General features: G+C 56.8%; 21 protein-coding genes and 1 riboswitch. Of the genes, 15 read left to right on the plus strand and 6 right to left on the minus strand.

All coding sequences use genetic code 11. The features are described 5' to 3' along the window. The 6 genes from KQX66_RS35835 to KQX66_RS35860 all read left to right on the plus strand — a co-directional run. Positions 1-452: RsmF rRNA methyltransferase first C-terminal domain-containing protein (locus KQX66_RS35835; RefSeq protein ID WP_216798302.1), on the plus strand; the 452-nt coding region annotated here is incomplete at its 5' end. A gap of 1 nt (position 453) precedes the next feature. Next, positions 454-1,197, plus strand: coding sequence for a pseudouridine synthase (locus KQX66_RS35840; RefSeq protein WP_216798303.1), 744 nt, complete (start codon positions 454-456; stop codon positions 1,195-1,197). A 49-nt stretch (positions 1,198-1,246) separates the two neighbouring features. After that, on the plus strand, positions 1,247-2,062 hold the full coding sequence (locus tag KQX66_RS35845; RefSeq protein ID WP_216798304.1) for a Cof-type HAD-IIB family hydrolase: 816 nt from the start codon (positions 1,247-1,249) through the stop codon (positions 2,060-2,062). A gap of 81 nt (positions 2,063-2,143) precedes the next feature. Further along, the gene (locus KQX66_RS35850) at positions 2,144-3,184 is read left to right on the plus strand and encodes a hypothetical protein (RefSeq protein ID WP_216798305.1); all 1,041 of its coding nucleotides are present in this window, start codon (positions 2,144-2,146) and stop codon (positions 3,182-3,184) included. Between the two features lie 59 nt (positions 3,185-3,243). Further along, positions 3,244-3,395: riboswitch (FMN riboswitch) on the plus strand. A gap of 145 nt (positions 3,396-3,540) precedes the next feature. After that, positions 3,541-4,494, plus strand: coding sequence for a DMT family transporter (locus KQX66_RS35855; protein WP_216798306.1), 954 nt, complete (start codon positions 3,541-3,543; stop codon positions 4,492-4,494). Positions 4,495-4,698: 204 nt separating this feature from the next. Continuing rightward, the gene (locus tag KQX66_RS35860) at positions 4,699-6,732 is read left to right on the plus strand and encodes a methyl-accepting chemotaxis protein (protein ID WP_216798307.1); all 2,034 of its coding nucleotides are present in this window, start codon (positions 4,699-4,701) and stop codon (positions 6,730-6,732) included. A gap of 86 nt (positions 6,733-6,818) precedes the next feature. Here the strand turns inward: KQX66_RS35860 and KQX66_RS35865 are convergent, their stop codons facing one another. Further along, positions 6,819-8,207: an RsmB/NOP family class I SAM-dependent RNA methyltransferase gene (locus tag KQX66_RS35865; protein ID WP_216798308.1), complete on the minus strand. Its 1,389-nt coding sequence runs from the start codon at positions 8,205-8,207 to the stop codon at positions 6,819-6,821. 121 nt (positions 8,208-8,328) lie between these two features. Between KQX66_RS35865 and queD the strand changes: the two genes are divergently transcribed. Genes queD through queC form a run of 3 tightly spaced genes read left to right on the plus strand, consistent with a single transcriptional unit; the run spans position 8,329 to position 10,184 of the window. Beyond that, positions 8,329-8,805 (plus strand): 6-carboxytetrahydropterin synthase QueD, encoded by a 477-nt coding sequence (gene queD / locus KQX66_RS35870; RefSeq protein ID WP_216798309.1) that lies wholly within the window; start codon positions 8,329-8,331, stop codon positions 8,803-8,805. Then, positions 8,802-9,476, plus strand: a complete 675-nt coding sequence (locus KQX66_RS35875) for a 7-carboxy-7-deazaguanine synthase QueE (protein ID WP_216798310.1) — start codon at positions 8,802-8,804, stop codon at positions 9,474-9,476. Before queD ends, KQX66_RS35875 begins: the two co-directional genes overlap by 4 nt. A 24-nt stretch (positions 9,477-9,500) precedes the next feature. Further along, positions 9,501-10,184, plus strand: coding sequence for a 7-cyano-7-deazaguanine synthase QueC (gene queC, locus KQX66_RS35880; RefSeq protein WP_216798320.1), 684 nt, complete (start codon positions 9,501-9,503; stop codon positions 10,182-10,184). Between the two features lie 67 nt (positions 10,185-10,251). Here queC and KQX66_RS35885 read toward each other — a convergent pair whose 3' ends face one another. From KQX66_RS35885 to KQX66_RS35895, 3 genes are all read right to left on the minus strand, one after another. Beyond that, positions 10,252-11,826: a M4 family metallopeptidase gene (locus KQX66_RS35885; protein WP_216798311.1), complete on the minus strand. Its 1,575-nt coding sequence runs from the start codon at positions 11,824-11,826 to the stop codon at positions 10,252-10,254. Between the two features lie 680 nt (positions 11,827-12,506). Continuing rightward, on the minus strand, positions 12,507-13,265 hold the full coding sequence (gene map / locus KQX66_RS35890; RefSeq protein ID WP_216798312.1) for a type I methionyl aminopeptidase: 759 nt from the start codon (positions 13,263-13,265) through the stop codon (positions 12,507-12,509). Further along, the gene (locus KQX66_RS35895) at positions 13,262-13,867 is read right to left on the minus strand and encodes a TetR/AcrR family transcriptional regulator (protein ID WP_216798313.1); all 606 of its coding nucleotides are present in this window, start codon (positions 13,865-13,867) and stop codon (positions 13,262-13,264) included. Before KQX66_RS35895 ends, map begins: the two co-directional genes overlap by 4 nt. Positions 13,868-14,161: 294 nt before the next feature. Between KQX66_RS35895 and KQX66_RS37690 the strand changes: the two genes are divergently transcribed. Further along, complete coding sequence (locus KQX66_RS37690) at positions 14,162-14,248, plus strand: putative holin-like toxin (RefSeq protein ID WP_108531390.1); 87 nt, start codon at positions 14,162-14,164, stop codon at positions 14,246-14,248. Between the two features lie 256 nt (positions 14,249-14,504). After that, positions 14,505-14,741 (plus strand): RNA chaperone Hfq, encoded by a 237-nt coding sequence (locus tag KQX66_RS35900; protein WP_253957666.1) that lies wholly within the window; start codon positions 14,505-14,507, stop codon positions 14,739-14,741. Between the two features lie 113 nt (positions 14,742-14,854). On the opposite strand, the gene KQX66_RS35905 is transcribed toward KQX66_RS35900, so the two are convergent. Further along, positions 14,855-15,298, minus strand: coding sequence for a helix-turn-helix domain-containing protein (locus tag KQX66_RS35905; RefSeq protein ID WP_216798315.1), 444 nt, complete (start codon positions 15,296-15,298; stop codon positions 14,855-14,857). A gap of 204 nt (positions 15,299-15,502) precedes the next feature. Between KQX66_RS35905 and KQX66_RS35910 the strand changes: the two genes are divergently transcribed. Beyond that, on the plus strand, positions 15,503-15,709 hold the full coding sequence (locus KQX66_RS35910) for a helix-turn-helix domain-containing protein (protein WP_010498610.1): 207 nt from the start codon (positions 15,503-15,505) through the stop codon (positions 15,707-15,709). Between the two features lie 66 nt (positions 15,710-15,775). On the opposite strand, the gene KQX66_RS35915 is transcribed toward KQX66_RS35910, so the two are convergent. Continuing rightward, on the minus strand, positions 15,776-16,918 hold the full coding sequence (locus KQX66_RS35915; protein WP_216798316.1) for a GGDEF domain-containing protein: 1,143 nt from the start codon (positions 16,916-16,918) through the stop codon (positions 15,776-15,778). 164 nt (positions 16,919-17,082) lie between these two features. Here KQX66_RS35915 and KQX66_RS35920 point away from each other — a divergent pair, with 164 nt between their 5' ends. The 3 genes from KQX66_RS35920 to KQX66_RS35930 all read left to right on the plus strand — a co-directional run. After that, complete coding sequence (locus KQX66_RS35920) at positions 17,083-18,222, plus strand: glycosyltransferase family 4 protein (RefSeq protein WP_216798317.1); 1,140 nt, start codon at positions 17,083-17,085, stop codon at positions 18,220-18,222. Positions 18,223-18,264: 42 nt separating this feature from the next. Continuing rightward, complete coding sequence (locus KQX66_RS35925) at positions 18,265-19,551, plus strand: metallophosphoesterase family protein (RefSeq protein ID WP_216798318.1); 1,287 nt, start codon at positions 18,265-18,267, stop codon at positions 19,549-19,551. Beyond that, a partial coding sequence (locus KQX66_RS35930) for an AAA family ATPase (RefSeq protein ID WP_216798319.1) occupies positions 19,548-21,268 on the plus strand: 1,721 nt, incomplete at its 3' end. The genes KQX66_RS35925 and KQX66_RS35930, both read left to right, overlap by 4 nt.

Raw genomic sequence — 21,268 nt, forward strand, 5'->3', positions numbered from 1 at the left:
CCGCGGACCCGCGCGAGGCGCTGGCCCGCTTCGCGGCAGAGCAGCTGGCCGCGGCGCCGTACGGCGCGGCCGAGCTCGAATGCCGCGGCGAGCACGTGTACGCCGCGCCGGCGGGGCTGCCGCCGCTGGACGGCATCCGGGTCATCCGCCCCGGATGGTACCTCGGCAGCGTAACCAAGCAGCGCTTCACGCCTTCGCACGCGCTGGCGATGGGGCTGCGCGCGGAAGAGGCGCTGCGCACGGTGACGTTCACGGCCGACGATCCGCGGGCCGTGCGGTATTTGAAGGGTGAGACGCTGGAGCTCGCCCCGGGCGAGCTTCGAACCGCAGCGGACGGCGTTCCCGCCAAAGGACATGTCCTCGTGTGTATAGACGGGTATCCCGTCGGCTGGGCGAAAGCGCAGGACGGGATGCTGAAGAACGAATATCCCCCCGGTTGGAGGTGGACATAAGATGAAAGCAACGCTACGTCTGGACAAGCTGCTGGCTCATACGGGCTTCGGCACCCGCAGCGAAATCAAACAGCTCGTGAAGCGCGGCGTCGTCAGCGTCGACGGCAAAACGGCGAAGGACAGCGGAATGCAGGTGAACCCCGAGCGGGATCGCATTACGGTCGACGGCGAGCCGGTAGTCTACCGCGAGTTCGTCTACCTGATGCTGCATAAGCCGCAAGGCGTCGTGTCCGCGACGGAAGATACACGGGACAGGACCGTGCTCGATCTGCTGGATGAGCAGTACTCGCATTTTGACCTATTCCCGGTCGGGCGGCTGGACAAAGACACCGAAGGGCTGCTGCTGCTGACGAACGATGGCAAGCTGGCGCACAACCTGCTATCGCCGCGAAAGCATGTTCCGAAAACGTATTATGCCGAAGTGAACGGCGCCGTGAACCAAAGCGACATGGACGCGTTCGCGCGCGGCGTCACACTCGATGACGGCTATGTGACGATGCCGGCCGAATTGATCGTGCTGCACTGCGGCCGCCCCGAAGCGGGCGAGCTTTCCCGCATCGAATTGACCATCCATGAAGGTAAGTTTCATCAAGTGAAACGCATGTTTCAAGCCGTCGGGAAGCAGGTGACCTATCTGAAACGGCTGTCCATGGGACCGTTGAAGCTGGATCCGGAGCTGCCGCTCGGGCAGTTGCGGGAACTGACGGAGGCGGAGCGGCAAAGCCTGCTGGCCCATGGGGAATAGCTTTTTAATCTGACAATAGAGAGAAGAAGTACAAGGGAGCGGAGAAGAAATGAACTATCGCATCATTGCGCTTGACGTGGACGGTACGCTTTTGAACGACGATTATGAAGTAACGGACATAACGGTGGAAGCGCTGCGCACGGCGCACGAAGCAGGGGCCCGGATCGTATTGTGCACCGGTCGGGGGCCGGCCAATGCGATCCCGGTGCTGGAGCGTCTGGGCCTGACCGGCGTGCTGATCACGCATAACGGGGCGGCGACCGTCGAGACGCCGGGGCCGAAGCTGCTGCATCAATTCGGCTTCGAGGTGCAGACTATCGCCGAGCTCATCCGCTATTGCCGCGAACAGAAGGTGCATTTTGATGTGAACACCGCGCTGGATATGTACGTCGAGAAAGTAGGCGAGCGGGAAGCGGCAATGTACGAGAAGTACATGGTTTCTCCCGAACGGGTGGAGGACGTGCTGAGTATGACCGTTCCGCTCGTCAAGCTTACGATGTTCGGGTCGGAGGAAGAGATGGATGCGGTCGAGCGGGATCTGGCGCGAGTATCGCTGCCTCCGAGCGTTCATGCGCTGAGAAGCGGGGTGCACTTTGTCGACATGATGTCGAAGGAGGTGTCCAAAGGCCGTGCGCTGCAGGCACTCGCCGCCCAATGGGACATTGCTCCCGAGCAAATCGTTGCCGTGGGCAACTATTACAACGACATCGATATGATCCGGTTTGCCGGGCTCGGGATAGCGATGGATAATTCCCCGGACGCGGTCAAAGAGGCCGCCGATGCCGTCACGCTATCCAATAACGACGACGGCGTGTACGAAGCGCTCCGCCGTTATGTGCTCCCTTCGCGGGAGCTTCGCGCATAGTTTTCCGTCAGGGAGGGACATGCTATGAGGGTAGATAACTCCGCACTGCGCGAGTGCATAACCTGATTGGAGGGGACCCGAATGACGCATGTCAGCTTAAGACCGGATCTGAGGACGGCGGGCGGTGAAGTCAGCGACATCATGTTCAAAAATCGGTTTGTGGGCACGTTAACTCTCGTCTTCCGTGAATCCGACCGAATCGCAGGCGCGCTCCAATTGGAGAAGGAAGTGCTTGACGACGCGGAGAAAGACGAGGTATTCGATGCGGTCCACCAGTATGTGGACTCCCTGCTGGACGCTCTGCAGGCAAAAGGGTGCGAGGTGATGGTCACCTACAGCAGCTTTGACCATGTGATCGCTTCGGAACGGGAAGCGTCTGCCTATGCCGGGGTCGTTTCGACGGAAGAAGATTTCGATTACGACACGGATTGGATCGATAACGAGACGCGTCTTGAAGACGAGACCCCTGGGGAGCGGGACGACTTCACCATGGCGGATTTCGAGCTGGTGCTGGTCGGCGAAGACGAGGACGGACTGGAATACCATCTCTACGATAGAGACGAAGATTTTGTCGCCGAGGTACTTCTTCAAATCGAAGACCGCGAAGTGACCGGCACCGTCTTTTGGATGATCGAACCGACCGAAGCCGAGCTGGATATCGCGGCCGATCTGCTAGTGCTCGATTTCGACGAGGATGAAGTGGACCGCTTCGAAATTGCAATGAGCTTCGACAACGAGATTTTCGAAGTGATTCAGCTGACCCACGAGGATTTGCTGGTGGAGGAGGACGACTCCGAGGTACTGTGGAGCGGGGACGACGAAGACAAGCCGTATACGGTTATGCTCGTCCGTGATGACAGGGGAGTGCTGACCTACGAAATTTATCAGCAGTCCCGGGGCGGTCTTCCGATCGGCACGGCCACGGTGGATATCAGCGAGCGCCAGCTGACCGGCTTTATCGATTTCCGCGAGCCCGGCAGCACCGACGACCGGGAGCTTATTGCGACCCTGCTGATGGAGGAGCTTGATAAGGAGAAAGATTACTCCGCGCTTAACTTGACCATGATGCACAACAACCGGCTGATCGAAGAAGTGCTCTTCGAAACGGAAAACGTCCATTAATTGCAAAAAAAGACTTGCTGAAAGCGAAAAGCATATGATAAAATGCTTTCTAATTGAATTTGGACCTTCGGGGCAGGGTGAAAATCCCGACCGGCGGTGAAGGCTCGTACAGAGCTCAAGCCCGCGACTCGTCGATTCCCGCAGCGGAACAGACGACTGACTTGGTGCAATTCCAAGGCCGACGGTATAGTCCGGATGGGAGAAGGTCACAAAGTAGGCATACCGGTTTTTGAATCGTTTTGTCAAAAAAACGGCTCATGGTGAGCTTATTTGCATATGCCCCGTTATCTTAACCGATAGCGGGGCTGACTTCTTTTCGAAGGGTCCTGTTCAAACACCTTGGGAGGTTGTTGAATATGGACAGAGTTTCGACTGTCGGGTTAAGTGGCCGTGTTGCTACGGCCAAAGTAAACATGCGGAGCGGACTATGGTTTGTTGTGCTCGGCTCGGCGCTATGGGGCGTCGACCCTTTATTCCGTATCCTGCTGCTTAAATCGTTTACTTCTACGCAAATTGTTTTGATCGAGCACGTGCTGCTGCTCGTCTACGCCTTGCCGGTCGTCTGGCTGCACAGGCAGGAGCTGCGGGGCTTGAAGCTGCGCCATCTTATGGCTCTGCTGTTCATCTCGTGGGGTGGCTCGGCGCTGGCGACGATCCTGTTCACGTCCGCGTTCGCTCACGGCAATCCGAATGCCGTGCTGCTGCTGCAAAAACTGCAGCCGCTGTTTGCGATCATTCTGGCCCGGATCGTGCTGAAAGAAAGCTTGCCGCGACGCTTTGCGCTGCTCTTGATTCTCGCGCTTCTCGGCACCTATCTGCTGACGTTCGGCTGGAAGGCGCCGATCGGGCATTGGGGCGATATCGCGACCTGGAGCGGATTGCTCTCCATCGGAGCGGCTGCGCTATGGGGCGGCTCGACGGTAATGGGCAGGCTGATGCTCGGTCAAATGAAATTCGAGACGGTGACGGCCCTCCGTTTCCTGCTGGCGCTGCCGCTGCTTCTGGCTTTGTCGGCGGGCCAGGGAATGGCGCTCGTTCAGCCTGCGCACTCAATCGCTTGGGGCGCGGTGATCGTTAATTTGGTTATGGGCGCTTTCATACCGGGGCTGCTCAGCCTCTTACTTTACTACCGGGGATTGACCGATACGAAAGCTTCTTATGCAACGTTGGCCGAGCTGTCTTTTCCGGCGGTCGGCTTGCTGATCAACTGGCTGGTGTTCCAACAAGCCGTTACGCCGGACCAACTGGTCGGCTTCGTCATTATATGGGCCGCATTGTTCGGCCTTTCGCGTCAAAGCCAAAGCGAGTGAAAAATAGACTGTCCTTTCGGGACAGCCCAAGCCTGTTGAGATCCTCAACAGGCTATTTCTTTTGTTTTCGTTTTTTATTCATTCACCTCGCCGTGCATCGATTGTAAAAAAATACCGTTAAAAAATACGTTGTCATCTGTCGAATTAATATAATGGGACATCGTTCAAATATTTAATAAATTTCATCTAAGGGCGGGCAGAAAAATGAACAGGTTGCAAATTCGGAGCAAATGGAAAAGATTTACGAACGACAAAGTATTTTTTACGATTAAAAACAAACTCATCTTTACCTTTGTGGTCATACTGCTTGTTCCTACGGTGCTGCTCTCGTATGTCTCATACCAAACGGCAAGGCAAAACGTGGACAGCCAAATGGTGAACTCGTCAAAGGAAGCCGTCGAGCTGATCGATGCCTTATTGAACGATTTTTTCGCGTCCAAGATGCAGCAGGTGGACGCGTTGTCGCGTACCGTTGACTTAAGCGCCGTAAAAGCGGCGGACAACTCCAATATCGGGGTGCAGGATTCGGTGCGCCGCCAGCTTCTGATGTACCGGGAAATCGAAAAGGATGCCGATATGGTTTTCGTCGGTACCAAGAACGGCTTGTATATGGATTCCGCCGACGTGACCAAAATGGCTGCCGATTACGACCCTCGCGAGCGCGCCTGGTTTAAGCAGGCGGTAGAAAACAAGGGCAAGATCGTCATCACCTCTCCCTATATCTCCTCGGCCACGGGGAATCTGGTGTTCACCGTTGCGAAAGAAACGGTCGACGGCCGGGGCGTCGCTGCCATGTCGATCTCGACCAAAAAGCTTGCCGAAATCACCCGTACGGTAAGCATCGGCAAGGAAGGGTTTGTTTTCATTTCGGATCAGGACCGGAAATACGTGTATCATCCTACCAGCGAAATCGGAAGTCCAATGCCCGAGGGCGAGATGACGAGCAATTTATACAAAACCGATACAGGATATTTCCAGTACAAGATGGACGGCGTCTTGAAGAAAATGATGTTTTCCACCAATGCGTCTTCGGGTTGGAAAATCGCCGGCACCATGTATGAATCGGAAATTGCCGATGCGGCTTCTCCGATTTTGAAATCTACGCTTATCGTGCTGGTTTTGTCCACATTGATCGGCTCTTTGATGGTGGCGGCGATTATTTTCTCGATTCTGAAGCCGCTGCGGAAAATTAACGAAGCCTCGCTGTTGATCAGCGAAGGCGATTTGACGAAACAAATCGAGATCGCCCGTGCCGACGAACTGGGGGTATTAAGCTCGAACTTTAATAAAATGGCTTCGTCGTTGCGAGCCTTGATCTACAAAGTTAACGACAATGCGATGCAGCTTGCCGCGTCCGCCGAACAGCTTTCAGCGAGCTCCGAGCAAATTACGGAAGCGGGCAAGCAGGTGGCTCAGGCGGTTCAAGAAATCGCCAACGGCTCGGCGCAGCAAGTGGTGCAAATCGGCGAAACGAACCGGGAGATGAACGACATGGCCTCCCAGCTGCAGGCCATCTCCCATAATACCGACGCCGTCTCCGATTCGGCGCAGCATACGCAAGAGACGGCTCAAGATGGCACGGAAGCGATCCGGACCGTTATCGATCAAATGAATGCCATCGGGCAAAAAGTGAAGACGCTGTCCGACGATGTGACGGGACTCGGGGACCGTTCCAAGCAAATTGTATCCTTCACAACCGTGATTACGGAAATTGCTTCCCAGACCAATCTGCTGGCGCTCAATGCGTCCATCGAAGCTGCGAGGGCCGGAGAGCAGGGGAAAGGCTTTGCGGTTGTCGCCACCGAAATCAAGAAATTGGCGGAGCAGTCCAGCGCTTCGGCCAAGCAGATTTCGCAATTGATCGCCGCTATTCAAAAGGATACGGACATGACCGCGGCCAGCATGGAAACGGTGACGAACGAAGTGGAGCAGGGAATGCTAAAAGCGGACATGGCAGGCAAGTCGTTTGAACAAATCCTGAGCTCGCTGGACAGCGTAGCCGTTCAAATCGCCCAGGTCTCGCAAGCGACGCAAGGAATGGCCGCAAATTCCGAAAATGTCTTGAACGCCGTCGATGCCGTATCGAACATTTCCGAAGATACCGCGGCGTGCATCGAACAAGTGGCGGCAAGCACGGAAGAGCAGCTTGCTTCTATGGAAGAAATCGCCTCTTCCTCCGCGTTGCTGAGCAAAATGGCGGAGGAGCTTCAAGAAACCGTCGCGAAATTTAAAGTTTAGGCTTCTGCTATACGAAAAGCAGCATGCGTTCGCAATCGATCGCATGCTGCTTTTTTGCCAAGGGTGTGCATGGGAAGGAAGAGGAATTACCGGCGCAGCCCTTTCGGATAATGGTTTTTGACCTGCGTTCCGGATTGCTTGCCCCAGCCGAGCGGGAAGCCGTCCACCGTGATCAAGGTCCAGCCGCTGCGCGATTCGGAGCCGTCTACGGTCTCGCCCCGGAGGTAGCGTTCCGCTTCGCCGCTCCCTGCGGCCAGATCCACCGCAAGCCGGGCTTGGGCGGCATTCGTCAGCGCAAGGGCCAGCGCATGCGCCGGCTCCGCGCGGTCCTTCTTCACCTCGGCAAGGTGAAGGCCGGGGCGCAGCGTCTTGAGCCCTTGAAGCATCGCGCTGCCGAACGGGATACCGGCTGGCGCGGGCAGCAGGTAGAGCTGCTCGCCGAACAAAACCGGCTCGCCCGGCGGAAGCGTGAATCCGGCCGCAAGCGCCTCCTCGGCGAACCGCTGGAACAGCCGCATGGCTGCCTCCTCCGGGCGTCCGGTGCCGCGCTTCGCTTTGCCGGCTTGTCGCGTACGCGGGGCTGCCGAGCCCGTCATCGACGCATTCGGCTCGTCCGGCGTCCCTTCCAGCCGCAGCACGGCGACAAAATGCCCCTCGCCGCGGTGCAGGTGCGGCCAAATCCGCTCCGTCCGTTCAAGCTGCAGCTCCGGATATTGGCGGAGCAGCTCGTTGACCGTGCGCTCGTTCTCCTGCTCGTTGAACGTGCAGGTGGAATAGGCGAGCCGTCCGCCCGGCTTGAGCATCGCAACCGCAGATTGCAGAATGTCGAGCTGCCGCGCCGCGCACATCTCGACGTGAGCCGGCGACCATTCGGCGATCGCCTCCGGGTCTTTGCGGAACATGCCTTCCCCCGAGCAGGGAGCGTCGACCATCATTTTATCAAAAAAGCGGGGGAACCGCTCGGCAAGCTGCTGCGGCGCAGCGCTGACGACGACGGCGTTCGTGACGCCCATCCGCTCGATATTTTCGGATAAACTCTTGGCGCGAACCGGATGAATTTCATTGCTGATCAGCAGCCCTTGGCCCGCCAGCTTCCCGGCGATGTGCGTCGATTTCCCGCCCGGTGCGGCAGCGAGGTCAAGCACGATGTCCCCCGGCTGCGGGTCCAGCAGCTCAACGGCGGACATGGCGGACGGCTCTTGGATATAGTACAGCCCTGCCGCGTGGTAGGGCTGTTTTCCGGGCTTCGTTTCTTCCCGGTAATAGAAGCCTGTCTCGCACCAAGGGACGGGCTCCAGCCCGAACGTGTCGCGTAAACGCTCCAGGACGGGACCGCCGCTCCTCGGATCGATTTTGGCGGGATTTATTCGCAAGCCCTGCGTGCGGGGCTGTTCGTAGCTTCGCAGGAACGCTTCGGCTCTTTCTTGAAGCTGCATTTGCATTTGTTGGATATAAGCTTCGGGCAAACGGATCATAGAGGCATGTCGAACTCCTTTTAGACAGTCGTATCCCTACATTATACAAGCTTCGCCATATTGTGAGAAGCCAAGACGGCATGCTATAATTGTTTGGTCCTTTTGGGAGAGGTGAACGAGAATGACATACGAAATTCCGAAAAAAGTACAAACGTTAGGCGAAGACATTCAGCGGAGCGAGCTTAAATATCACGACAGGGAAGTGCTCGTCTCCAAGGAATTTACGTTCGATAGCGCCCATCATTTGCATTGCTACGAGGGCAAATGCAAAAGCCTGCACGGGCATACGTATAAACTTCAGGTCGTCATGCGCGGCAAGGTTGACGACCGGGGCATTACGATCGATTTTGCGGATATCAAGCGAATCGCAAAAGAACGCATCATCGACCGGCTGGATCACCGTTACTTGAACGAAGTGCTGCCGCCGATGAATACGACCGCGGAAAATATGGTCGTCTGGATGTACGAGCAGCTTCGCGACGCGCTGCGAAGCGAAGGGTTGTCCCCGGCGGTGCGGCTGGAGGAAGTCCGCCTGTGGGAGACGCCGACCAGCTATGCGGCCGTTACGGCGCGCTTGATGGGAGATGATCCGGCATGATCCGGCTGCCGATGGTGGAAATTTTCGAGACGGTCGAAGGCGAAGGCACGCGCGCCGGCTTTCCGACCGTGTTCGTGAGGCTGTTCAGCTGCAATCTGCGCTGTACGTGGTGCGATACGAAGTACAGCTACCCGCCGGCCGAGGCCGAATTTACGATGACGATCGAGGATATTGTCGCCGAGGCGGGACGTTACCGTTCGCGGCACGTCTGTCTGACTGGGGGCGAGCCGCTCCTGTATGGCGATAAATCCGCAGCGCTCATCGAGGCGCTGGTTGCGACCGGCCGCTACGACGATCTGCATATCGAGACGAACGGCGCCATCGATCTGACGCCCTTTCTGGAGCGGATCGAATCGCCCATCGTTCGTTACATTATGGACTACAAGCTGCCCGATTCCGGTGAAGAGCAACGGATGATCACGACGAATCTGGCGAAGCTGCGTCCGCAGGACGAGCTGAAGTTCGTGATCGGGAGCGAGCGGGATTTTGATGCGGCCAAAGCGCTGCTCGAAGCGTACCCGACCCGGGCGCTCCCGCTGTTCAGCCCGGTTTGGGAAACGATGCCTCCGGCCAAGCTGGTCGGCCTGATGCTGGAGCACGGCTTGTCTCACGTGAAGCTGAACATGCAGATGCACAAAATCATTTGGGACCCTGCGGCCCGCGGGGTATAACCAGGCGAAATGAAGGTGAGAACGATGAAAAAAGCAGTCGTTATTTTGAGCGGGGGGCTGGACAGCACAACCTGCATGGGAATGGCTCAGGACGCCGGGTACGACGTTTACCCGATCACGTTCGATTACGGGCAGCGCCAAAAGCGCGAGATCGAGAACGCGCGGCAGGTGGCCGAATTTTATAAAACGTCGAATCGCCATAAAGTGATTGCGCTCGGCTTCTTGAAAGAGTTCGGAGGCAGCGCCTTGACCGACGAATCGATTGAAGTTCCGCCGGCCGGCGAGAGCGGTGCGGTCGATTCGGATATTCCCGTGACTTACGTGCCAGGCCGTAATCTGCTGTTTCTCTCGATCGCGACTTCCTACGCGGAGACGATCGGAGCGGAAGCGATCTATATCGGCGTCAACGCGCTTGATTACAGCGGCTACCCGGACTGCCGCCCGGAATTTATCCGGAAGGTGGAGGAAGTGATGGCGCTGGCGACGCGTGTCGGTGTGGAAGGCGGTCCGATTCGCATCGAAACGCCGCTGATTCATTGGACGAAAGCCGAAATTATTCGCGAAGGGATGCGGCTTGGCGTGCCGTATCACTTGACCACCTCATGCTACAACGGGCAGGAGGAAGCGTGCGGCGTTTGCGACAGCTGCCGGCTGCGCTTGAAAGGCTTCGATGAAGCGGGAACGGCCGATCCGATAGCTTATCAATAAAAAAGTTCAAGGGGCTGCCCCTCATTCATTTGCGAATGGGAGCAGCCCTTTGCTTTACGTTCTGAAATTAGTTCACGCCGACGGCAGTGTATGCTTTTTTAACGGCGTCCACTTGGGAGGAATTCGCTCCGAACAAGTCGGTTGCCGCTTGAATGGCAGCGGCGCGGATGGCCGAGAAGTTCGAAGTCGGAGTCAGGTAATTCGTGAGGGCGTCGTAGAAAATTTGTTCAGCCGCACTGCGTCCGATCCCGTTCACGGTTACGCCATAGTGCGTGCCGCCTTGAGCGATCAGGTAGAAGGCTTTGTTGTTGATACCGCTGTTCGTATGCACGCCACCGTTATCGGAAGGACCGGTGTAACGGTCTTGATAGCGGTCAGGCTGTCTGTAGAGCTTCGGATTTTCCATAGAACGGAGAGCGCCCGCATTGAGGGTTATCAAGTCGCCGATCAGCCAGTTTTTGCCTTCGATCGCATTCCCGAAAATATCGGAGATCGATTCGTTCAGCGCCCCGGACTCGCCGTAGTATTCCAGATTAGCCGTTCTTTCCGTAACGCCGTGAGTCAATTCGTGGCCGATAACGTCCGGATCGGCAGGGAACGATCTGAAGGTTACGCCGTCTCCGTCTCCGTAAACCATCTGCACGCCATTCCAGAAAGCATTGTTGTATCTGCTGGAGTAGTGCACGGTCGATTTGAGCTGGAGGCCGTTGCCGTCAATGCTGTTGCGGCCAAATTTGTTTTTATAGTAATCGTACACTTTGCCAGTGTAGGCATGCGCGTCGACCGCCGAGCCATCGTTCCAAATATTGGTTGTACTAGTGAGCAGCGATCCGGGCAGAGATGTCCGGTTTCCTGCGCTGTAAGTAACGATACCTTGTCCGCGAGTCGTATCCTTCAATTGATAGCTGGAGCCGGATTGGGTGGTTGTGAACGTTTTCGTGTCCCCAAGCACGCCTTTTCCGGTGCCCGTAGCGTGAGCGAGGATGTCGTACTTGAACAAAATGCTGCCGTCGTCGGCGCTGATGAAGTAGCGCGTGCGGACTGCCTCCGGTTCAAGAACGTTAACCTCCGTCACATAGGCGAGGACCGGCTGTCCGTTGTGCAAGTAAACGTACAGATCCGCTTTTGGCGCATTTTGCGGTTCACCCAGCTTGCCGATGGCGGCTTCGGTATCTTTCTGGGCAACGGCGATAGCCTGCGCTTCGCTGATTTGCGAATTCAAGCTTTTCGAAACTTGCTGCTGCTGATCGGGAAGCAGGCTGCCGATCAGCGAGGTGACTTGTCCTTCTTTGTTGACGTGAATCGTCTGTACGCCGCCGTATACGGGAACGCCTCCTACAAGCTGCTGCAGACGGTAATGCGTGGTTCCCGTTTTCTCGTCGGTCGTTTGCCCGATAATTTTCAACTGCTTCTTCAGATCGACGGATTTGCCGATCTGGAAGCTTTCCTGCTTGGATTCGAGATACTTCCAGATTTTTTCCTCTCCCGATACGCCTTGCGGCGCGCTCCAGCTTTCCCCGGTAATCAATTTAGGGGCCAAGTTCCCCAGCGGAGCGGGTTGATCTTGTGGAGCAGCATGCACGGCTTGCACGCTCCCGAGCAAAAATGCTCCTGTAATAACCGATGCCCATACTTTTAACATAAACATCATCTCTCCTTTTTTAATTGTTTTCCGATCGGTTTAGAATGAATTTGCGATTGATTTAACCGATGGCGGGATGCAAATCAAATTTAAAGCGGGTCTCGTCGAAGGTGATTACTACAGAAGCGAACATCTGGAGGCAAAGCAGAATAAATCGAAGTGGAAGCATGAGGCATGTACAACTAAAATAGGGGCGTCGGGTGACGATACAAGGTTTTCGCTAGAAAGCATCACCTCTTTCATCAAGTGGTTAATTCTTTTGAGGTAACACCGTAGGAGGTAATCGTAGTTCGTCGAAACATCAGGTAAAATATTCCAACGGGGACTACTTGATAATTATATTAAACCAATTTTTAAATTTTTCAATACCCTTTTAAGTAAAAATTTTCCTTCTAAACCATAAAAGGTTCTTTAGTCTTAGCTTACGGGGCGAATGGTCCCCCTCGCTTTGTCGAAATGCGATGGATCGTAAGGCGAAAGAGGATTTTGAGGGGCTGGGGTCCTGGGTAGAGAAGAAAAATGGATTCGGTCAAGGGGCGTCAGGCGGGGTGAATGTGCGGCAAATTGGCCGAAATTCACGAATTTATGGAAACAAAAATCAGCCCTTCGTCCGGCGGGAGGGCTGCGGACCAAAGGCTGAATCCGTTAGTTGGAGCGAAAATTATGCGGGCGCTGCGGCGTCAGCGAGCCATAGCTTGGTCGGTAAGCACCAGCGGACCGTCTTCGGTGATCGCAATCGTATGTTCATATTGAGCCGATAGCCGCCCGTCTGCCGTTCGGGCCGTCCAGCCGTCCGCTTCGATATACATATGGTGTGTGCCGGCATTGAGCATCGGTTCGATCGTAAACACCATGCCTTCCTTCAAACGTACGCCTTTGCCGGGCAGCCCGACATGAGCGTAGTTGGGCTCTTCGTGCATATCCCTGCCGATGCCGTGGGCAAGCAGATCGCGCACGACGGAGTAGCCGTTCTGCTCCGCATGGGATTGGACCGCGTACGCGATATCCCCGAGGCGGTTGCCGGCGAAGGCCTGAGCGATGCCGAGATCGAGGCATTGCTTGGTCACTTCCATCAGCCGCCGGGCTTCGTCGGAAATGGAGCCTACCGCGTAGCACCAGGCGGAATCGCCAAGCCAGCCGTCGAGTTCCGCGACGATATCGATGGTGACGATGTCGCCTTCCCGAAGAGGCGTACGGCTCGGAAACCCGTGGGCGATCACATCGTTGACGGAGGCGCAGGTGGCGTACTTGTACCCATTGTAGCCTTTGGTAAACGGTCGGCCGCCGTGCTTCGTGATCATCGTATCGACGAGATCTTCGATTTCAAACGTCGTAATGCCGGGCTGCACCAGCTTGGCGATTTCCCGGTGACAAGCGGCGACCAACTGGCCGGCTTGCTTCATAAGCTCAATTTCCTGCTTCGTTTTCAAAATAATCATGGGGTCAATGTCCCTTCTTTTTCGATACTGCGGACTAACGAATCGGCGATCTCGCCGGTATCCGGCTCCTCATGGCCGTGATGAATCCATAATCCGGCGCAGCCGATCATGGAACCGAGCAGAAGATTCGCCCGTTTCTCGGGTTCCCGCGCCCCGAGCTGTTGAATAGCCGACACGAGAGGACGGTACAGCTCGGTTTGGAACTGATCGTACAGCTTTTGAAAGCGGCCGCCCGGGACCTGCTGAAAGTTTTCCCAGATCATCTTATACAAAATATAGACGGACCGGTCGCGAAACCATTGCCGCAGCAGAAGCGTACCGTACAGGCGGAGCTGCTGCCCTGGGGGCCGGGGTGCGCCGAACGCTTCCTCGGTCGTTTGCCTGGCATCGTGGAACGCCTGCCACAGCATGTCGTCGAGCAGAGCGTGCTTGTTTTTGTAATAATGGTACACGGTGCCGTAGCCCAAATTCGCTTTGGTTGCGACATCGCGCATTTCCATAGTAATGCCCTGCTCCAAATATACCTCGGCTGCAGCTTGCATAATTTGCTTCACTCGGAGAAGCCGGATTTCTTCGTTTTGCTCTTTCGTTCGGGGAGACAAGCAATCACCTCTTTTTTTGACCTACTGTAATGTCAATCATAAACGATCCTGCCGACGTTTGCAATATTTCCCGGTTTGGAATCCGCGATAGCCCGGCAGAGCGCGGGCTGATGCTCCGGATCACGTAAGTCGGGCGTCCTGCAAGTCCGTACTGTTCGGTCCCATGCGGCGGTTGATTTTCCGGTTGGACAAGCTTATTTTGGGTTCGATGGAATAATATGTTACAATGGAAAAACCACGATAGAATGGCTTTTAGGGCGGTCGGCTAGCCTCCTGGAACGGAGGTGATGGCCTATGGAGGTATACCAAGCACTTACCTTGATGTTCGGGTTCGGGATGTTCATCTTGGCTTTGCTAACGTACCTTAACAAAAAGAAATAGACCGCCCTCGGTCAAAGCAGCGGTCCTTTCTTGATCCTCATACAATTTGTCTAAGCCACCGCCCTGAGAAGCGGCTATTGTGCGGGAGTGCGGATGTTCGCGGCATCCGCATTCCTTTTTCAGTATACGCATGTTGGCGGAACGTGATACTTTCTATTTATAGTTTACATGGCCTTGTCTATCTTGACAATAGAGTAATAGATTCGGTTGTGGTACTATAGAACGGAATCCTAAAAAAGAGAGAGGGATGTCTCGCATGACGAAAAGCAGTGATAACGTGCAGATCCAGGATAATGTGCAGAACCGGTTTTTGGATCGGCTCATCGCGGAAAAGATACTTGTCACCCTAATTACGAAGAACGGCGTCCAAATGCAAGGCACCTTGAAATCGACGGACCGGTACACGATTCTGATCGAAGTCAAAGGAAGAGATACGCTGATTAATAAAGTCGCGGTATCTACGATCGTATCAAGCAAGCGCCTGCCTATTTAATCCGTCGTGTGACAACCGAAGGACCGCCCGTATTTACGGCAGCGGTCCTTTCCTCTTCGCATGAAAAAAGTCCGGTTCTCCCGGAGCTGCCGGGAGCCGGACTTTCCTGCCGTTCATTTCGACTCATACGAAAATTCCACCGCTTCCCGGGGGCTTTCCGTCGTTTCCTCGTCCTTGTGAAGCTGCTTTTCTTTCCAGAACATGACGGTTAGCATCCGCTCGATCCATTCCTTATCCGTCTCGGTCAGCTCGATTCCGTCGAAGATCAGGTCGTTCTCGCGCAGAAAGCGGCGCAGGTTCACCCGCGGCTTCTTATAGCTTCCTTCCTCCTTGTCGGAGTCCGTTTTCTCCAAGTAGCCAGCGATTTGCATCAGCTCGGTATAAGGAATGTTCAATCCCTCGGACAGCTTCATCAGCACGTCGGGCGAGGGGACCCCGCGGTTGCCGTTCTCCAGCTGGGAAATATAGGCCGCCGATACGCCGGAGCGGTCTGCCAGCTCGCGAATGGTGAAACCTTTCAATTTGCGCATATCTCGTAATTGATCGTAGAAATCCATCGCACACACCCACATTATTGAAATAATGGCAAAGCAATAAACAGGTTAAGTAAAAAACGGTGAATATCTATATATTAACAGTTAAAAATAGGAAGTACAAATAAACTTGATTTAACAATAGTAAACATATCTGGTTGCAAAAGTAAATAAAATTGATGTATAATGGTAGTGTGTTTTTGTTCAGCAAGGGGGAGGACCGCAACCATGAAAATTAAAGCCAAAACGAACGCGATCGTACGAGCCCGGATCGTCAAAGGAATGACTCAGCGGGACCTGGCCCAGCTCTCGGGATTGAGCTATGCTTATATCAGCTTGCTGGAGCGTTCGGTCAAAGCCGTCGGCCCGGGCACGGCGAAGAAGCTCAGCGATCTTTTGGAGCAGCCTCTGGAGGAATTGTTCACCATAGAATAGACCTGCGACAGAAGCGGGAAGCCGGCTTCCCGCCTTTCTTCCGAGAGCGTACGGACCGGTGTCGGCCTAGAAGCCGACGATTTTGTTTTTGCCGGTCGTCTTGGCCTTGTACATCGCTTCATCCGCCTGCTTGATCAATTCCTCCGCGTTTACCCCTTTTTTAAGCAAACTGTATCCCATGCTTACCGTCACGATCGTTTCCGTCTCCACACGGCTTCGGATACGCTCCGACAAGCCTGCGGCATCCACTTCCGGGTCCGTAACCAGCACGACCATTTCTTCTCCGCCATAGCGTCCGCAAATCCCGGAGTCTTCCGTTTCTTCCTTCACGATCTGCGCTACCTGCTTAAGCACCTGATCTCCCATATGATGGCCTTTCGTATCGTTGAGCTTCTTGAAGTTGTCGATGTCGCTGAAGATGACCGATACCGGCGCTTGCTGCTGCACGTATTGGGTGACGCGGTTGTAAAAATATTTCCGGTTGTACAGCTTCGTAAGTCCGTCGGTAATGGAGGAGTTGTAAATGGCCTGCATGATCTCGATGACCCGCTCGAAAATGAACAGGAACAGAACGATGTAAAAGACGAACGGAATCGTTTGCTCCAGAAAGTTCAGGACGGTCTGTTTGCTGTCAAATAAATAGACGTTGGTCATATGAATCGTGTGGGTCGTAAAATAGACGGTCAGCATCAGCTGATACTTCCCGTTCTGGCCGATACGGGAATTCACGAGCAGGAAGCTCAGGAACAGCAGCAAAAACAAGTACAGCTCCATGCCGAGCGGACGAAGCAATTTGTACTGATCCTCGCTGCCCTGCAGCCAGACCGGAGCGAACCAGTACGACACCGAGACGGCGGCGGTCAACAGGATAAAGATGGCGAAGACGAAGAAGTCCCGCTTGCGGGTTGTGTTATACAGCTGATAAATGCCTATATTGAGCATGACAAAGGCAAGCAGCTTGAGCAGCAGCGCGATGAATTCTTGCTCGGGGGTTATGTCTTGAGTCACGGTCTTTTCGATGAGATGGATGTGCTGGGCGAACAGGATAAAGAGCGCAATGATCATGGAGAAGTATCCGATTTTGCGGCGCGACAGCAGCAGTCGGAACGAGACGAGAAACGTCATCGCAATGATGACGCTCAGCATCGAGTGCATAAAGATCGAACCGGTCGGTCCGAAGATCAAATCCCAAATCGTCTGATTGTTCATGAAACGCGCAGAAGCCTCACTTTGCAAACGGGTACATGGAACTGATTATACCAAACGTATATTCGTTTTGGGAAGTCTTGTCGTCGCATTCCGGAACTGTTAGGATGGTAGTGACGAAGCGCCCTTGCGTTTCGCGAACAACGGGAGAGGCCGAGGTGGGTAGGATGCGTATTCTTCAAGCGTTATTTTTTCCGCCGGAACAGCCTGGCGGGGTTTCTTCCATGGTTCCTTTCATGCTGGACCGCTTCAACAAACGAGGCTGGGAGATGGAGCTCTTTTCGCTGCCCAAACGGGTGCGCGGCAAAGGCACCGGGGAAATTCGTTTCTCTACGTTCGACTGGGAGCCGTTTGCCGGCCATCCGGTAGTCGATAAATACATACAAACGATAAAGGATTATATCTGGTGGACGAAGATGAGGATCAAGTCGACGTACGATTTGATTCACGCCCATCATCCGATCGCCGGGCTGGTCATGAAGCAGCTGTTTCCGGACACCCCGCTGATCATGACGGTTCACTCCAGCTATGAGCGCGAGCTTGTGCTGAACGGCAAAATTCCGGCAGACGGCCCGGAGCATGCCTTCCTGACCTCGCTTTACCGCGAGCTGGAGGAAAAGGCGGACCAGCTGATTACGGTATCCAACTCGTTCAAGCATTACTTGTCCGAGTACGTGCAGGAGCCGGAGCGGATCGGGGTCATTCCGAACGGCTTCGACGAGAAGCGGTTCCGTCCGGTCCATCACGAGAATCAGGTGCCGCAGCTGATCTCGGTATGCCGCCTTGTGCCCGCCAAAGGGCTCGATACGCTGCTGCAGGCCTGCGCGGAGCTGAAGCGCCGGGGGCAGCCGTTCGTGCTACATCTGATCGGAGACGGACCGATCCGTACGGAGCTGGAGGAGCTTGCGCAGCAGCTCGGAATTTATGAGGAAACGATTTTTTACGGATACATGCTTCACCCGGAAGACTTTATGCCGTTCTTCGACGTGTTTGTCCTGCCTTCGCGGGCGGAAGCGTTCGGTTCGGTGTTTGCGGAGGCGGCGCTTTGTGGTCTGGCCGTTGTCGGCACGAACGTCGGCGGCATTGCCGAGCAGATCGAGCACGGCACCAACGGTCTGCTTGTTCCGGTCAATGACGTTCAGGCGTTGGCCACGGCGCTGGAGAAGGTGATCGGCGATCCGATGTATCGCTATCAGCTGTCGCGTGTAGCGCTGGAGAAGGCGCTCAAGACGTACTCGATGACGCGCGTCGTTCAGCAGCTCAGAAATGTGTACCGGACGTACCGCAAGGCGCCGCCGGCGGAGTAGGGCCTTCTTAAGCGGGATAAGACAAGGACGGAGGATTCGGAAATGACGCGGGGGTTTCGGTTTATTCATGCCGCGGATCTGCACCTGGACAGTCCGTTTCGGGGATTGTCCGGTCTGCCGGACGCGCTGAGGGAGCGGGTGAAGGCGTCGACGTTCACGGCGCTCGAACGGCTCGTCGACCTGGCGGTTCGCGAGCAAGTGGATTTCATCGTCGTCAGTGGCGACATATACGATGCGAAAGACCGTTCGCTGCGCGCTCAGCTGCGGTTTCAGCAAGCTTTGGAAACGTTGGCGGGACACGGGGTGCCCGCCTTTGTCGTTCATGGAAATCATGATCCGCTGCACGACGGCTATAGCGCGAAGCTGCGGTGGCCGGACACGGTAAAAGTATTCGGGAGCGATGCGGTGGAAAGCGTCATTGTTCGGGGACGGGACGGCGAGCCGGTTGCGCGGGTATCGGGCATATCGTTCGGCCGTTCAGCCGTAACGGATAATTTGACGCCGGGCTATGTCCGGCATAACGACGGCTTATATCACATCGGAATACTGCATACGAATGTGGATGGCGATGCGGGACATGACAATTACGCGCCATGCAGCCTGCGGGATTTGACAGGCGGGCGGGTAGACTATTGGGCGCTGGGCCATATTCATTCGCGCCGGGTGCTTCATGAGCGGCCCTGGGTTGTGTATCCCGGCAATCTGCAGGGCCGCCACGTCCGGGAAACCGGCCCTCGTGGCTGCTATGTGGTCGATGTGGCGGCAGGCGGTGAAACGCAGCTGCGGTTTCAGCCGCTGGACGATGTGCGTTGGCAGGTCCGGGAGCTGTCCATTGCCGGGCTGGAGACGGAGCAGCAGCTGAAGGATGCGCTGGAGGAAGAGCTGGAGGCGGCTTGTGCGGCAGCGGACGGACGCGCGGTTCTGGCGCGTCTGTCGCTGACCGGACGCGGGCCGCTACATGCGGTGATGCGTCGCGGCGAATGGCTCGCGGGGCTGGTTTCCGCGCTAAGAGAGAGCGGCGGGGAAGCCGTCTGGATCGAGAGCATCGAGGATCGGACCGGAGCGGCCGTTTCACGCGAAGACTTGGTCGCAAAGCCGGGGTTTCTGGGCGATCTGCTGCGTCTCGCGTCGGAGGCCGGCGAATCCCCGGAGCGGCTGTCGGCCTTCGCGGAGGAAGCGTTGGCGCCGCTCATAGGGCAGCCGCAGCTTGCCGCTTTGCTAAGCGAGTTGGGGCCCGAGGAATGGGCTGCATGGCTGCAGGAAGCCGAAGAGCTGGCGATTGACCTGCTGGCGGACGGCGGCGGCGCGGAGACGGGGTGGAGCGAATGAGAATCGAACGGCTCGAGATTCGCCGCTACGGTGTGCTAAACGAGGTGGAGCTTCTGGCGGATTCCCCGGTCACCCTCTTCTATGGCCCGAACGAAGCGGGGAAAAGCACCGTTCTGGGCTTTATCCGGGATGTGCTGTTCGGCTTTCCCCGCGGCGGCTCGGCGGAGCGGCTGACTGCTCCTGGGGAGGGCGGGCAAGGCGGGGCGATTACGCTCGTTGACGAACAAGGCCGCCGTTACCGGGTCGAACGGTGGGAGCGCCCAAGCGGAGGACGGGGGCGCGGCCCTGCGGCCGGCAGCGTTCGCGTGGCGTTTCCGGACGGAACGGCCGGGGGCGAGCGGGAGCTGGCTGCGCTCTTGGGCGGGATTACGCCGGAATTGTTCCGCAGCCTGTTCGCCTTTGGCCTGACCGAGCTGCAGGAGCTCGGGACGCTGCAATCGGGCGAGGTCGGCAGCTTCTTGTACAGCGCGGGACTCGGCGCAAGCGGCAGCGTGATTCGCGGAGCGGATAAGAAGCTCGCGCAGGAGCTGGAGCAGTTGTACCGCCCGCGTGGTCGCACGCCGCTGATGAACCGGGCGCTGCAGGAGCTGGCGGCGGCGGAAGCGGAGCTCGCGCAAAGCCGCGGCCGGGCGGAGCGCTACAATGCGCTGGAGGCGGAGGCGAACCGCCTTGCTGCGGAGCAGGAGACGCTGGAGGGCGAGCTGGACAAGCTCCAGCGCGAGGCCGACTGGCTTGCGCGGTGCATCCGCGCCCAGCCGCATTGGCTGCGGCGGGAGGAGCTGCGCCGTGAGCTGGCGGAGCTGCCCGAGACACTGGATGCGTTCCCGGCCGATGCGCTGCCGCGGATGGAAGCGGTGCTTGCCGAGCGGGAGCGGCTCACGGTCGAGCTTGACCGTGTCGCCCTTGCGCTGTCCGATCTGAAGGAAAGCTTGCGGACGGCCGAGTCGGAAGCGGAGGCCGAGGGCGCGGTGCTGGAGCGCCGGGCGGCGCTTGAAGCTTTGCTGGACCGGCTTCCGGCCTACGAAGAAGCAAAGCGGACGCTGGCGGAGGCGGAAGCGGAAGAAGAGCAGCTCGGGCTGGAGCTGGAGCGGATGCTTCGCCGCATTCACCCGGCATGGACGACGGAGCATCTGGACCGTCTCCCTTCGACGGTCATGCTCCGGGAGGAGGCGTCTGCTTTCCGCGAGGAATGGCGCGTCTGGAGGCAGAACGAATCGCTGTTGGAGGCGGAAGCCGAACGGCTGCGAAGCGAGTCCGGGACGGGGGAGTTTGGGCCGGCGGATGGCCGGAGCGGGGCCGAGGCTTGGGACGATGAAGGCGACGGGAGTCGCAGCCGAAGCATTGATGGAGCCCGGGACGAGAAGAGCTTCGCGCTCGAAGACGATCGCATGTCGGCGGAAGAAGGGCTGGAGCGGATTCGGACGGCTAGGCGCTTGTTCCACGAATGGAAGGAGGCGCTGCGCGAGGTCCGGTTCGAAGCGGAGCGGGAGCAGGACCGTGAGAAGCTGAGCCGTCTGGAAGCGCAGGCCGGGCTGGAGAACGCCCGCTCCGGCTCTTCCGGCGTCCCGCTTTATGTTCTCTACGGCGCAACGCTGCTGCTCCCCGCCGCACTGGCGGCGATGCAGCAGACGGTCGCGGCTGTCGCAGCGCTCGCCGTGCTGCTTGCCGCCAGCGCCGCTTGGACGCTTGCGCGCCGCCGCGCCGCGCAGAGCCGCAG

It is taken from the genome of Paenibacillus oleatilyticus (assembly GCF_018998565.1).
Classification (GTDB): Bacteria; Bacillota; Bacilli; order Paenibacillales; family NBRC-103111; genus Paenibacillus_G; species Paenibacillus_G oleatilyticus.